At 51.7% G+C, this 14,088-nt stretch carries 10 protein-coding genes; all 10 read right to left on the bottom strand.

Annotated elements, in window-relative coordinates; translation table 11 throughout:
* Nucleotides 1-377: 377 nt before the first annotated feature.
* The gene (gene pdxT, locus BMW31_RS02580) at nucleotides 378-953 is read right to left on the bottom strand and encodes a pyridoxal 5'-phosphate synthase glutaminase subunit PdxT (RefSeq protein WP_091820742.1); all 576 of its coding nucleotides are present in this window, start codon (nucleotides 951-953) and stop codon (nucleotides 378-380) included.
* Complete coding sequence (pdxS, locus tag BMW31_RS02575; RefSeq protein WP_091820694.1) at nucleotides 953-1,828, bottom strand: pyridoxal 5'-phosphate synthase lyase subunit PdxS; 876 nt, start codon at nucleotides 1,826-1,828, stop codon at nucleotides 953-955. Before pdxS ends, pdxT begins: the two co-directional genes overlap by 1 nt.
* Before the next feature lie 18 nt (nucleotides 1,829-1,846).
* Entirely contained in the window at nucleotides 1,847-2,854 is a 1,008-nt protein-coding gene (locus BMW31_RS02570; protein ID WP_091820691.1) for a hydroxymethylpyrimidine/phosphomethylpyrimidine kinase, read from the bottom strand.
* A gap of 315 nt (nucleotides 2,855-3,169) precedes the next feature.
* A complete protein-coding gene (locus BMW31_RS02565; RefSeq protein ID WP_091820688.1) occupies nucleotides 3,170-5,341 on the bottom strand; it encodes a hypothetical protein in 2,172 nt (723 codons plus the stop codon).
* A gap of 94 nt (nucleotides 5,342-5,435) precedes the next feature.
* A complete protein-coding gene (locus tag BMW31_RS02560; RefSeq protein ID WP_255404794.1) occupies nucleotides 5,436-7,751 on the bottom strand; it encodes a GH92 family glycosyl hydrolase in 2,316 nt (771 codons plus the stop codon).
* Nucleotides 7,752-8,743: 992 nt separating this feature from the next.
* Nucleotides 8,744-9,805, bottom strand: coding sequence for a relaxase/mobilization nuclease domain-containing protein (locus BMW31_RS02550; protein ID WP_091820684.1), 1,062 nt, complete (start codon nucleotides 9,803-9,805; stop codon nucleotides 8,744-8,746).
* Nucleotides 9,789-10,220: a plasmid mobilization protein gene (locus BMW31_RS02545; protein WP_004342843.1), complete on the bottom strand. Its 432-nt coding sequence runs from the start codon at nucleotides 10,218-10,220 to the stop codon at nucleotides 9,789-9,791. The genes BMW31_RS02550 and BMW31_RS02545 overlap by 17 nt, the downstream gene beginning before the upstream one ends.
* Nucleotides 10,221-10,583: 363 nt before the next feature.
* A complete protein-coding gene (locus BMW31_RS02540) occupies nucleotides 10,584-11,045 on the bottom strand; it encodes a DUF3408 domain-containing protein (protein ID WP_091820682.1) in 462 nt (153 codons plus the stop codon).
* A 4-nt stretch (nucleotides 11,046-11,049) separates the two neighbouring features.
* On the bottom strand, nucleotides 11,050-12,018 hold the full coding sequence (locus tag BMW31_RS02535; RefSeq protein WP_091820680.1) for a toprim domain-containing protein: 969 nt from the start codon (nucleotides 12,016-12,018) through the stop codon (nucleotides 11,050-11,052).
* 181 nt (nucleotides 12,019-12,199) lie between these two features.
* Nucleotides 12,200-13,636, bottom strand: coding sequence for a virulence-associated E family protein (locus BMW31_RS02530; RefSeq protein ID WP_091820677.1), 1,437 nt, complete (start codon nucleotides 13,634-13,636; stop codon nucleotides 12,200-12,202).
* Nucleotides 13,637-14,088 lie beyond the last annotated feature (452 nt).

The following is a 14,088-nucleotide window of genomic DNA, read 5'->3' as shown; positions in this document are numbered from 1 at the left end:
CAGGCGCCAGCGTATCCTCCCCTTAGAAAGGGGAGGTTAGGAGGGGATGACGGAGGCAGGAAATAGCCTTTTTAGACCCTATTTGCAAACTATTGAAATTCAGTAAATTACAAACGGCATTGTAAAAGATGCCTTTCAAGAGCCTTGAAAGGCATCTCCAAGGGGCTAAAAGGTATCGTTCAAGGAGCTTGAAAGGCACCTCCAAGACGGGCAGTGATAATTTGCTGCACAGTGAAGACATAAAAAAGACAGAGTAACAAAGTAATTTTCGGCTACCAAATCTTACTCTGTTACTTTGTCTTTAACCCACAGTAGCCACCCAAAAACAAGCAATAAGCAGCAGAAAATTACTCTGTTACTCTGTCTTTAAGAATAACCTACTCTGTCTCACCCCTACAGCAGTCGAGGAGGAGATGATAGATGCGGCGGTCGGAGTCGAGCTCGGGGTGGAACGCAGTGACGATTTGAGCTCCCTGACGGGCAGCTACGATATGCCCGCCGACCGTTGCCAGAGCCTCTGCCCCGGGGCCTACGCGCTCGATGTAGGGCGCCCGGATGAAAGTCATCGGCACGCGGCCGAGGCCTTGGAAATCGGCTTCGGTATGGAAACTGCCCAACTGGCGGCCGTACGCATTGCGCTTCACGACGATGTCCATGGTGCCCAGACGGGCGGCGCTCTCATGCTCCACCTCCCTGGCCAGCAAGATGAGGCCGGCGCAGGTGCCCAAGGTGGGCAGTCCGGCCGCGACATCCTGCCGCACGGATTCGTAGAGGTCGAGGTCGTGCAGCAGCTTGAGTTGCACGGTGCTCTCGCCTCCGGGCAGGATGAGCGCATCCTTGGGCTGCCGCCAATCAGCCGCATTGCGCACCTCGAAGCTATCTACCCCTATCTCTGCGAGCGCCCTGCGGTGTTCCGCAAAGGCACCTTGCAGCGCCAGAACTGCCACCCGCATCATTGTCCCCTTTCGGCCATGAGCAGGTTGATTTCCTGCTCGTTGATGCCTACCATTGCCTCGCCGAGGTCTTCACTCAGCTCGGCCAGCAGCTTGGCGTCGGTGTAATTGGTTACTGCCTGCACGATGGCGGCGGCGCGCTTGCGCGGATTGCCGCTCTTGAAGATGCCGCTGCCAACGAATACACCTTCGGCTCCGAGCTGCATCATGAGTGCAGCGTCGGCCGGAGTGGCCACTCCTCCGGCGGCAAAGTTTACCACCGGCAGGTGTCCGTTGTCGTGAACGTAGCGCACCAAGTCGAGCGGCGCCTGCAGCTGTTTGGCCGTTTCGTAGAGTTCGTCGGCACTCATCGCGGCCACGCGGCGCATCTCGCTCTGCATCATCCGCATGTGGCGCACGGCCTGCACCACGTCGCCCGTGCCCGGTTCGCCCTTTGTACGTATCATCGTAGCACCCTCGGCAATGCGGCGCAGGGCCTCGCCGAGGTTGCGGGCGCCGCACACGAAGGGCACGTCGAACTGCGTTTTGTCGATGTGGTAGACGTCATCGGCGGGCGAGAGAACCTCGCTCTCGTCAATGTAGTCTATCTCGATGGCCTGCAGTATCTGAGCTTCGGCGAAGTGGCCGATGCGGCATTTGGCCATTACGGGTATGGTTACGGCGTCCTGTATGGCGCGTATCATCTTGGGATCGCTCATGCGCGACACGCCTCCTGCAGCGCGTATGTCGGCCGGAATGCGTTCCAGTGCCATTACGGCGCAGGCTCCCGCCTCTTCTGCTATGCGTGCCTGCTCGGGTGTGGTTACGTCCATTATCACTCCGCCCTTGAGCATCTGGGCCAGGTTGCGGTTGAGTTCTTGTCGTTGGTTGGTCATTTTCTTATCTCTGATGGTTTATTTTCTTATTCTTATCTGCTGTTGTACGCTGCCGCCGGTGCCTTCTCCGGCCTTCTTAAATTGGCTCGGCGAGAGCCCGGTCATCTTGCGGAAGAAGCGCGAAAGCTGTGCCTGAGACGAGAAACCGAGTGCGAAAGCCGTCTCCTGAACCGTGTGGGGCGTGGTGAGCAGCCTGTTCTTGATTTCTTCGGTCAGCCTGCTGTCTATGATGCTCTTGGGCGACCGGCCGCTTACTCGCCGTGTTACCTGGCCCAGATAGCGGCTGCTCACGTTGAGTGAGTCGGCATAGAACTGCACGTCACTGCGGCTTCGGAAGTGTGCCTCCATCTGTTCCATGAACTCGCCGTACAGCTCGTGGCTGCGGCCTTTCAGCCTGCGGGCCGGGCGCAGGTGCTGTGCAACGTACGTGCGAGCCTCACTCACGGCCTGGCTCATGGTGTATCCCAGGCTCAGATAGGCCGCTATGGCCGACGAGAAGCCGTTACCCAGCCCGTGGTGGGCAGGGTAGGCGTTGTCGAGAAACAGCAGGTGTGGGTCGTTATCGGGCTGGCAGCCCAGCAGGTAGTGAGCATCCGTGCGCTTGAGTACAATGAGCGTGCAGAGCGGAAGGAGCTGCCGGCGCACCGTTTGGGCTACCTGCTCGTCCATAAGTTGTTCTCCACGGGAGGAGAAGATGACGGGATGGAACACCACCCATCGCGGACGGTAGCGCTCGAGCGACCGGCAAATGGCTTCAACCACGTCGATTCGCCTCACCATGCCTATCTTTACCACGTCGGGCTGCACATCGTTAAGCACGGCTTCCATCTGCCCCGACACGATGGTAGCCGGCAAGTCGTAGAACTGCTGGATGCCTACTGTGTTCTGCATCGTGACCGATGTGATGGCTGAAAGCGGCTGCCCGCCGATGGAAGCAATGATTCGGATGTCTGCCTGTGCACCAGATTCGCCGATACTGTCCGATCCCGTGACGGACAACACTGTGTTGCTGCGTTGCTCACTCATAACAGTTTGCAAATTAAAGAAAAACTTTTGGAACGGCGTACGTTTGTTCCAATATTGGTAAACGAAAAGTCAATATTGATAAATGAGTGGGTAATGGGGTTTAGGTGTTGGGTTCCGGGCGGTGATGAGATGATTCTCTGCGTGATGGGATGTGAGAGTTGAGGGTGTTGAAGATAGTGTTCAGGAACTTTCGACACCTGTCGCACATGAGTGTGACAAGTGTCGCACGATCGTGCGACACTTGTCGAAAGTTCCCATATCATTGTTTTTGTACCCTTAATGGTGGCTTGCAGTACGGCCCGGAGGAGCCAACTGCTACCATGAAAGCTGCACATCAACGCCTCCGGGACGGTTCTCGAAGCCGAGGAAGAGGGTGTGCGAACGGGCATCCCAGTTCTGCCGGAACTGCCAGCGGCTGCCGCCGGCTGTGCTCACTGATATGTTACGGGGCCGTGCGGGCAGCAGTATGCGCATGGCGTTGGTAGTGTTTTGCGGACTGCGGGCCGTGAAACGGTAGCTGCGTGCTGTGCGGCGCTCGCCGTACTGACGGCTGGCAGCGGCCAGCACCTGTGGCTTCTGCTTCTCTGCCACGCGGCTCACGTCGTAGAGGAAGGCCTGCCTGCCGGGCTCTACCACCTTCTCGCGGAGCACCGGCAGCCGACTGTCGAAGAGGTCGATGTAAGTTCCCTTGAGCCTGAGCGGCTCTGTTCCGGCCTCGCTCTCGGTGAGCACGCTGGCCAGTGTGTAGCAGCCGCGCTCCAGGTAGAACGAGTTTTTGAAGCTGAGGCGGTCGGCACGGGCGTCTGTCTCGTAGGCGCGGGCAACCGTTTCCACCAGTTTCTTGTCGCCGCCGGCCTGCAGCACGTACTCCTTTGGGTCGCTACGCAGCACGTACACCTTGCCCCGGCCGTAGGCGTAGGCACCCTCGGGCGCCGCTGCGGGTATGTTCATGAGGGCGAAGAGATGGTCGGCCGGGGCCTTGAAGTGGTTTGCACCCTGGTTCCACCATTCGCTCACGCGCTGGTAAGGGTCGTCATCGCGCCCGCTGTAAACCAGCACTCCGCCCCTGCTAACCCACTCGGCAATGTGGCGGTGGGCATCGGACGTGAGGGGTTTCATGTTGGCGTACGACATGAGCAGCACCTTTACGCCCTGCCAGGTGTCGGCCCGGCCAGTGTTCTCCATGTGCACCACGCTCACCGGCACGCCCCGCTTGAGCAGCGGCAGGGCCTCGCCGTAGAAGTTGGAGAGCTGCGGGTCGTCGTATCCCTCTACGGGTCGGGGCGACCGTTGGAACATGAGAGAGTTGGCCATCAGCACGGCCACGCCCTGACTTCCGCTCACCCGGTTCTGTGAAAGCGGCATGTCGTTGAGCGTGTTTATCATGACCTGCATCTGCGTGGAGTAGAAGCGGGGTATGTGAGCGCGCTCTTCGCTCCGGGCCGAGACGCGGTACATGCCCTCGTAAATGCGGTCGGGCCAGGGCATAACCTCGTAGTTGGCCGTCTGCGGATAAAGCAGCTGGGCCGTGAAGGTGGCCTGGTAGTTCTGCCGGTAGTCCTGCCAGTCGCGTGCGCGGTCCTCTATGGGGTCGGTGAGGAAGAACACCTTGCGCCCCGTTGGCCTCGTCATGGACTCCATGCAGCCGTATTCGAGGAAGGCGGTCTCGAACACCCGTTCGCTTGCCGTGCCGTTGTAGTAGTTCGGCTCGCGCGATGTGCCGGTCCAAACCTGGGCTATGTAGCCGTCTACACAGTTGAGTGAGGCCAGCGAGGCCTCCGGACTTACAATCTGCCATTGGGCATAGTTGAGCAGCGAGTGGGTGGGAACGTAGCAGCGCACGTGCATTCCCTTCGAGCTGCCGTACTGCTTGGCGTAGGTAAAAGCCTCGTTCAGGGCGCGGTAGTAGAGGTGGTACTTGAGCTTGTTGGAGAGGTACGTGTTCTCTGCCGAGGCGTGCTGGGGCCGCCAGGGAAATCCGTAGAAGTCGTTCCACTCGCGCTTGAAAGCCTCGCTGTAGCCCGCCCGGGCCCAGAACTCGGGCTCTTCGAGGAAGATGGCGTCCACCCCCGCGTCTATCACCCGCTTGATGTGGCGCTGCTTGAAGTAGTCGAGATAGTTCTTGGTCGGAACGATGTAGGGCACCATCCGGCCGTGCCAGATGGTGTCGCCGCCAGCTTCTTTCTGGCCTTCGTCCAGGTGCAGGCGGCCGTCCCACCGTCCGGTAAAGTAGTCCTGGTACTCTCCCCAGGCTATGCCCGTCATGAAGTGCGTGCGGTAACCGTGGTTGCGCCACGACTGCAGGCGCTGTTCAAAGGTCTGGCCAGGGTGGTCGGTGGTGCCGTAAACCATCACCACGTCGGCCCGTATGTCGGTGGCGGGCTTCCAGTGGGCACCCGTCTGGAAGGTTGTTTTCTCGCTCTGGGCCATCGAGGGCAGCGAGAGAGTGAGCAGGAAGCAGCTGATTTTGAGGAAAGTTGAAGGCATGGAATTGAGATTTAGGTGGTTAGAAAGGAGCAAAGGAAGCAGGAGAAGGCGGCTGCGTTCTCCTGCTTCCTTTGCTTGTAAGGCAGGAGCCGGGCTACCTGAGCTTGCTGCCTGCCTCGTTGCTGAACGAGTAGGGGAAGTCGGCTTCTGCCGTTCCGCGGCTCTTGTTGGGTGTGGCGGACATGCTGTAGTTGATGACGCCGCCCTGCAGGAGGGTCTTGTGGTCGAGATAGTTCTTGCCGTAAGGCTGCCCGTTCACGGTCATCTGGCCGATGTAACGGTTCTGCGGGCTGTTGTTCTCGGCGTTGATGGTCAGCGTCTTGCCGTTCTCAAGGTGCAGCACAACGTTCTTGAAGTACGGCGTACCGAGCACATACTGGCCCGAACCGGGGCATACGGGGTAGAAACCCAGTGCCGAGAAGACGTACCAGGCCGATGTCTGGCCGTTGTCCTCATCGCCACAGTAGCCGTCGAAGTTGGCGTTGTAGAGCTTGTCCATTACCTCTCTGATCCAGTACTGCGTCTTCCAGGGCTGTCCGCTGTAGCCATACAAGTAAATCATGTGCTGTATCGGCTGGTTTCCGTGGGCGTAGTTGCCCATGTTCATGATTTGCATTTCGCGTATCTCATGTATCACCTGGCCGTAGTAACTGGCGTCAAAAACGGGCGGAACGCTGAACACCGAGTCGAGCATCTGGTTGAACACGCCCCTTCCTCCCATGAGGTTGATGAGTCCCTGCGGGTCATGAAAAACGCTCCAGCTATAGTGCCAGCTGTTTCCTTCGGTGAAGGCGTCGCCCCACTTCAATGGATTAAAGGGGCTCTGGAAGCTCCCGTCCCGGTTTCTTCCACGCATGAGGCGGGTCTCCTGGTCAAAAACGTTCTTGTAGTTCATGGCGCGGCGGGCGAAGATGCGTATGTCCTTGTCCTTCTTGCCCAGTGCCTTGCCGAGCTTGTAGATGCACCAGTCGTCGTACGCATACTCCAGTGTGCGGGCCACGTTCTCGTTTATCTTCACGTCGTAGGGCACGTATCCCAGCTTGTTGTAGTACTCGTAGCCCTTTCGGCCGGTAGAACCAACGGTGGGATGGCTGGCGTTTGCGCCGTGAACCACGGCCTGCCAGAGGGTCTCGATGTCGTCGGAACGAACGCCGCTCAGGTAGGCCGAGGCCACTACCGATGCCGAGTTGTTGCCCACCATGCAGTCTCTGTGGCCCGGACTTGCCCACTCCGGCAGGAATCCACTTTCGCGGTAATCGTTTGCCAGGCCGTCTTGCATCTTCTTGGCCATGTCGGGATAAACGAGGTTAACGAACGGGAAGAGGCATCGGAAGGTGTCCCAGAAACCCGTGTCGGTGAACATGTAGCCCGGCAGAACCTTGCCATTGTAGGGGCTGTAGTGCCTGGGAGTGCCGTCGGAGCTTATCTCGTAGAAGCTGCGGGGGAAGAGCACCGAGCGGTAAAAGCAGCTGTAGAAGGTGCGCAGGTTGTCAACATTGTCGTCGTTCACCTCTATGCGGCCCAGCGTCTCGTTCCATCGCTGGCGTCCCTTGGCGCAAATGCGGTCGAAGTTGTCGTTACCCAGCTCCTTGAGGTTGAGCTCCGCCTGCTCCGGTGATATGAACGATGAGGCCACGCGGGCATGAACCTGCTCGCCGCGGCGCGTCCTGAAGCCGATGATGGCACCCGCATGGTCGCACTGCACCTCGGCAGTACCCTCGCTGATGGTGCCTCCGTTAACCGATGCGGTATAGGTGAAAGGCTTGTCGAACTCGATGACAAAGTAGTTCCTGAAGTTATCCGGCACGCCTCCGTGGTTGCGTGTAGAGTAGCCGATGATTTTGTTTTGGCCCGGGATGACCTTTATGTACGAGCCGTGGTCATAGCCGTCGACCACTACATACGAGTGTTCGCTCTCCGGAAAGGTGAAGCGGAACATGGCTGCACGGTCCGTTGGCGTGAGCTCGGTCACCACATCATAGTCGGCCAGATAGGCCCTGTAGTAGTACGGAGTTGCCTTCTCGGCCTTGTGCGAGAACCAGCTGGCGCGCTTCTCCTCGTCAAACACGGGCTTGCCCGTCTCGGGCAGCAGCGAGAACATGCCGTAGTCGTTAATCCAGGGGCTTGGTTGGTGGGTCTGCTTAAAGCCCCTTATCTTGTTTGCATTGTAGGTGTACTGCCATCCGTCGCCGTTCTTGCCCGTCTGGGGAACCCAAAAGTTCATGCCCCAAGGCATGGCGATGGCGGGATAGGTGTTGCCGGTAGAGAGCTCGAAGGTAGAATGGGAGCCCACCAGCGGGTTCACGTAATCAACCGGATTCTGCACTGCAGAGGCCTGCAAGGCCGAGAACAGCATCAAGGTTGAGCATAAAGATTTAAGTAAACGCATATAAAAGATAGGTTTTGTGATAATGGTTTCGGTTACAAAGTTATAGAAAATAACTGATATAACCGTACATTTGCCATAACTTTGTTAGCCTCTTCGGCCCTCCGTTTCCCTGCTTCCGGCTTGCTGCTACTGTTTGAATACAGCGTAACATGATAGTTTTTCTGCCGCAGATGGGGTTAAAAGACAGAGTAACAGCGTATTTTTTCTGCTGCTGATTGCTTGCTACTGCTTTGCTGCTGCGGGTGAAAGACAGAGTAACAGAGTATTCTTTTAGCTGTTGCTGGGGTTAAAAGACAGAGTAACAGCGTATTCTTTCTGCTGCTGATGGCTTGCTGTACGTTTGCTGCTGCGGGTGAAAGACAGCGTAACAAATTATTCTTTTAGCTGTGCGAGGTAAGGAATGGGCAGATAAAAAACGAAGAAACAGTTGATAATGCCCACAAAACAAACCTGTATCCTCCCCTTGGAAAGGGGAGGTTAGGAGGGGATGATTGCACCAAGAAATTACCAACAGCCTGCCTGCTGACAACCAACAGCCTGCCTGCAGATTATCAACAGCCTGCTATATGGTCATCCCCTCCTCCGCCTCCCCTTTCCAAGGGGAGGATACCAGTTAGCCTTTCCGCTCATTGTTACTTATCTATCGTTCCCAACAGTCAACCTCCCAGCAGCAGAAAAATTACATTTTTACTCTGTCTTTAAACCCCAGCAACAGCTAAAAAATTACTCTGTTACTCTGTCTTCAAACCGCAGCAGCAGCTAAAAGAATACCCTGTAAGATAATTGTTAAAATGTATCTAATTGAAAATAAAGAAGTTACCTTGTTGGTAAAAGTAAATAGGTAACGATTTGGAAACGAGCGAACTACTTCAAGTCGCTGTATTCTACCTAACAAAGAACGCTTGTTATTCTGTTTGCAAAGATAATACTTTGTTACCGAATAACAAGCGTTTTTGATGAAGTATTCCTGTTTCTGCACTTTCTGCACTTTTGACTGGCTGTTTGGCTGTGGGTTATATACCTCTTCCTCTTTTCTTCTTTCTGTTCGCTTGGTTTCTGAGTTTGCGCTGCCACGCAGCTTCGGCATAGTCATTGCCCTGTGCGGTTGGTGTAATCAAATCGCCTAACCCTTCCATCAGTTCATCGGCTGCACCAACGATGGTGTCTGCCACTGCACCAATGGAGTTCTGCACTTGTGGTGTGTCATTGGCTCGTGAGATAGAGGAACAGCTTGGAGGTACAAGTTGGTAACCTTTATCAGGTTGTTCTTTCCTTTCTGTCGGCTCTTGTACTGTTAGATGTGGTTTCCTTGATTCTTCCTTGTTTGTTGTTTCAAAGTTTTTCTGCAAGGAATGGTAGCCGAACTCCCTACCAATTTCGGAAGCCTTGAAGGATTGCCCTGCGCATGAGAACTTTAAGCCATAGACATTACCTTGCTTGTTCTTCATGCGATCTATGGCGATGCCGTTCTTATTCAGCTCATAGAGGAACATGGAGTGTCCCGTGATGCCTGTTCCTTTGTACTTGTCAAGCAGGGCATAACAGATTTGTTGCACCTCTTTCTTTGTTTGCTCTCTCGTTGGGTTAGATTTTTCCTTTTGGTATTTTTTGTCTGTTTTGACCTCCTTTGCGATAGTCAAGTTTTCCTCTCTGCTTATTTCCTCCGCCACTCTCGCTGCCCTATTGCTCACAAAGGTGGTATCATAGACTTCTCCATAAAGGCTGATACGATTGGCAATGATATGGATATGCCTGTTATCGGTGTCCTTGTGCGTTACTGCTACCCATTGGTGGTTGTTAAGTCCCATTTGTTTGGCAAACAGATGGGCTATCCGCATGAGTTCAGATACGGGTAGTTTCTTCTCATCCTGAGGTGCTATACCGATTTCAATGCGGAGGAACTTGTTTCTGCAACGACTGTTATAATCGCTGACCACTTTCATTTCCTCATAGATTGCTTTCGGTTCTCTGCTGCAAAGATTGTGGAAAGCAAGCCGATTACCGAGCTTTCCCTCTCTGAAAATATAATCCAAAGCCGTGCTGCCATGCGCTATCGCCTTACATTTTCCTATCATCTCTCGACATATTTAAGACCTTATATATTTCGTCGTCCACACGAAAATGCGGGTCGTAAAATCGCTTAAATGCTTCTTTGGCACATAGCGAAAGGTTCTTAGTGATATGTACCCACCTTTCATCCTTAACCTTGATGAGATTAGAAATCTGCCCATAGAACCGTCCTGTATGCTGAAGTATACAAATGGCTTCCCTTTCATTGTCGGTCATCTTGGGAACGGCTGCCACCTCTCCATTTAGGAGTATCTCACGGCAGTAGTCTGAGAACTTACGCCCCGCACTTTCCGCCTTTGACTTAATACGTTGCTTTTCCTCTAAGGTGCATCTAACCTTGATGAACTCTGTCTTATTCATCTTCTGCTCTTCCTTATTCTGTTGCTGCCATTTGGCAATCTTTTTATTATATCTGTTCATATAAGTTTCTTTGAAAGTTAATCATTATAGATGATTCATTGTCTCTTAATTCTTGAATGCTGACCGATGAGAACGGAGTGATTACGGTCTTATCTCCCCGACAATCTAACGAGGGGAGCTGGGCGCAGTTTGTGGGTACAAACTGACGTCTTGCAATGTCAGCTAACGAAACGTTTACGCATAAAGCGTTTTGTCGTCCAAAAATGAATGCTATGCATTCAGAAGATTAACTGTGTTCGTGGCATTCCCACCGTTCAATGTGTTCAGTAAAAATCTATTGTTGGTACTACCCTAAAACGGTCGAGGATTTTGAGTGAAAGGGACATCCTTTTACTCGATAGTCCTTGACCGTTTTTCTGTTGTTTACAGCTTCCTCCATTTTTCTATATCCTCACCGTATTCCTCCAAATGGATACGCACAAGGTTTTCGATGAAGCTCGAGACATTGGCTCCTTTATCTCCCAATCTACGGACAATGAAGTCCGCACGTTCCTGTGTTTCCCTGCTCAGATAGACCGCCTTTCTCTCACTTAGCTTTGTTGGAACAAGGAACGCCTGCCTGTATGCGTCAAGTGTCTCTTTTCTCATCTTGGCACTGATGCGTCGTTGAATAGTTGCATGCTCTGTATGCAGTACAGGCTCGGATGGCGTGGCATGCTCTATGGCATGTCCTGTTTCTTGTTGTTTTTGCTCTTGAATATTTTTCATTCCCTCTGCCCGGAATTCAGCGACAGTTTGTTCACTTGAATTTTCAGCTTGGCTCATACCAAAAGTTTTTCCTATGAAACGATCTATTTCTTCCATATTTCTTCTTTCCTTTTTCATCACTCTATCTTATTTTAAGTTTGACTTGTTTTATTTTGTTGCTTGTATTTGGAGTTTTCTCCAACTTTTTCTGTTGCTCACGGACACGGCTGGCGTGAAAATCGTTGAGGTCTTTGAAGTCTCTATAATACACTGCCATATCTTCTACCTTAAAACCTGTGTTTACAAATTCCTGCACTGTCTTTCGCCCTGCATCGTCATTATCAAGAAAAGCACGAACAGAGGTTATATTTCTTTTATTCAGGTAGTGAATACTTCTTACAACATTACTCACGGAATTCATCACAAGGCATTGGTTGGTTACTTCCCCTTTCATTGAAAGAAAAGAGAGAAAGTCCATAAATCCCTCGAACAAACAGACAGGTTGTGCCTTGTCCTCAAATATAGGGGTGATGTCTTTAGGAGCAATCGTTCCCTTGAAAGTCTTATCATCACGAAGCTCATAGCCATCCGAAGAATTGGCAAAGCCGATAGCTTCATATCTTCTTCCCCTTATCTCGTAACTGATACATTTAAGAAAGGGTGTTGCCTTTTCCAAATCAATGCAGCGTTCCTTTTTGAGGTACTCCTGCAAATGCGGCGGCAAGGTGTCTGATAGGCATATCAGTCTCCTTGTTCCGCTTGCCGTTACATGCTCTCTTTGATTTGAACTGATGGGTGTTTCTCTCTTTGGAGAATTGAAGCTGTACGCTGTATGCTCTAAAGCGTTCTGTCCCAAACGGCAGATGGCTTCCGAGAGCGTGCAGCCTTCCAAACGCATACAAAGGTCGATGATGCTTCCGCCTCTGCTTTCGGCATAGTCTATCCAAAGGTTCTTTTCCCTGTCCACCTTGAAACTCGGATGCACTTCTTCCCTCAATGGTGAGCGATACACAGCATAGGTCGGTGTTTTGCGGGCAGGCTTGATACCTTTCCTTTCGAGATATTCCACGATGGAATATCGCTTGATAGCTGATAAATCTTCTTCTTTCATTGTTTTGATAATTTAATGGGTTGAATGATAATTATTTATGCTTGTCTGTTTTATGGTTTTACCGTTTCCAAAGTTTTTCCCCTCCAAACTTTTTCATCTTTCTTCTTACTACATACTATTCTGTGATAAGTGATTGATAATCAGTAATGCTGGGTAGTATAGAACGATACTACACATTCTACTACATTTGGCTACTACAAGTTTGAAGGAGCGGGCATGGCAAGATTTTCCTAATCTTGTAGACATATATGGGGCTACCACCGTTTCTTCGTTTGCTCACCTTTATGTATCCTGCTTTCTTCAAGGCTTCGCCCATACGCTTGGCAACAAGTGGTTGGTGAGTATAAATACCCAAATAGGTGAGTATCTCCGTAGTAGTCATTAACGAATAGTTTTCATCCTCCGTTGGCTTTTCAAAGCAACGCAGCAAAAGTTCCATCTCAGCGGTTTGTACCTGAAAGTCCTCACTCTCTCTGTATAGTTCGGCAATCTCTTCATCATCAAACCAATAGCGGAAACCTGACTTTAATAGGGTTTTGGCTTCAGCATAGACATTGTCCATTGAAATACGCTTGGCTTTCTCTATGTCTATGGATAGAACTTCAAAGGGCAGAAACCTTCTGCTGCCTGTCGGGTCGGTAAGAAAATCGTTGCCGTTCACCGATGCCACAAAGCTTGCCAAGTGGGGATGCTCCTCTACATACTTATCATACGGCATACGGTACTTGACCATCGGACAGGTGATAAGGTTCTTCAGTTCGTTCTCGTCCCGCTTATTGAGGGCTTTGAGCTGGTCATCTATGTTTACGATAAGGTTCTGACCGATATAGGTAAGTGTGTCCTTTTCCTGCGGATATATTTTTCCTGTGTAACTGTAACCGTGCAGTGCTGGGGGACAGAGCAAATCGAGAAACGTTGTCTTGAACTTACCCTGCTCACCTGTCAGTACAAGGCAGGTATGGTTACGACACTCACGGTCGTCCATCGCATTGGCGACGACCGCCACAAGCCATTTGGTAAGATACGGCAACCATTTGTTAGAATTACGGACAACCACGCAGCTTGCCAAATTGGGAATCGCTTTCGGTGAAAAAGAAGACACATTACTATCCCTGCAACCGGCATCATCACAGCTACTGCTATCGCCTATATCTATCAATGGCAACCCTTTTAAATACTCCTGCACAGGATTGATGCGCGGAGAAAAACTGCTCTCGATGATAGAGTAGAGATTATCGGAAGAAGTTACGATGCCTTCATCGCAATCAAGTTCCCTGCGGAGCGTATTGATTTCATAACGACCGACTTTTGTAAATATGCCGCTGTTCCTACTTCGGTATTCGGTTCTACCCAATACTGTATTGTATCTGAACTCGTAGTGTGTGGAGAGGTAGTTTTCTATCTCTGCGTTCTTGGATGAGCTACCCCTGCGATGAGGATTTCTTCTGTTGTCTATGTTGCCTGCATCTGCGTTCTTTTTCATTATTCCCTTGAATTGGTTTCCAAGAGTGAAGTTAGGGTGAGAATGCGTAACTTCCAAGCATTCAGAGCCTTCTTGCATAATGTTGCGCTCGTCCGCTGCAAAATTCTTAGGAGAACAGGCTGTCAAGAAGGGTATTTATAGCCTCATTAAGCAAAAAATGGATGACAGGAAAGATAGGTTAGCAGAAATACGGATGTCGTTGTTTGCTCTCAGATGCACTCTTTTGCTTTGATTGTCTTATTAGCCTTATTTGTATAGTGGCAAAAGTATCAATCTGTCTCTTTTGTCCTTGTCATAGTGCCACAAGCTGCCACTTGAATGAAAAGTGATGGAATAAGAAATGCCCGATATTAATTTTGCATAAGACAAGCTGCGCTCGGCAAAGGATAAGTGAACTTTCCTCTGCACTCGCTTGGATTGTCTTTGCAATAAAAGAAAAAAGACGGGGCAGGAAAACGCAAATGCGAACCGATGAAACGGATTGCTCTTTTCCTGATAGTTCCCGATACTTCCCTGCTGTTCCCCACGGCTTTGAGAGGTGTACGCACGCCATTATCTTTGCCGATGAAAACTGGAAAGATTTGAAA

The sequence above is a fragment of the Prevotella sp. kh1p2 genome, from assembly GCF_900111525.1.
Lineage (GTDB): Bacteria > Bacteroidota > Bacteroidia > Bacteroidales > Bacteroidaceae > Prevotella.
This window is presented reverse-complemented; position numbering and strand designations above follow the sequence as displayed.

What these genes read in the sequence shown, in the direction of transcription:
- pdxT (WP_091820742.1), bottom strand. Translation starts at nt 953, where the DNA reads ATGCGGGTGGCAGTTCTGGCGCTGCAAGGTGCCTTTGCGGAACACCGC.
- pdxS (WP_091820694.1), bottom strand. Translation starts at nt 1,828, where the DNA reads ATGACCAACCAACGACAAGAACTCAACCGCAACCTGGCCCAGATGCTC.
- BMW31_RS02570 (WP_091820691.1), bottom strand. Translation starts at nt 2,854, where the DNA reads ATGAGTGAGCAACGCAGCAACACAGTGTTGTCCGTCACGGGATCGGAC.
- BMW31_RS02565 (WP_091820688.1), bottom strand. Translation starts at nt 5,341, where the DNA reads ATGCCTTCAACTTTCCTCAAAATCAGCTGCTTCCTGCTCACTCTCTCG.
- BMW31_RS02550 (WP_091820684.1), bottom strand. Translation starts at nt 9,805, where the DNA reads ATGATAGGAAAATGTAAGGCGATAGCGCATGGCAGCACGGCTTTGGAT.
- BMW31_RS02545 (WP_004342843.1), bottom strand. Translation starts at nt 10,220, where the DNA reads ATGAACAGATATAATAAAAAGATTGCCAAATGGCAGCAACAGAATAAG.
- BMW31_RS02540 (WP_091820682.1), bottom strand. Translation starts at nt 11,045, where the DNA reads ATGAAAAAGGAAAGAAGAAATATGGAAGAAATAGATCGTTTCATAGGA.
- BMW31_RS02535 (WP_091820680.1), bottom strand. Translation starts at nt 12,018, where the DNA reads ATGAAAGAAGAAGATTTATCAGCTATCAAGCGATATTCCATCGTGGAA.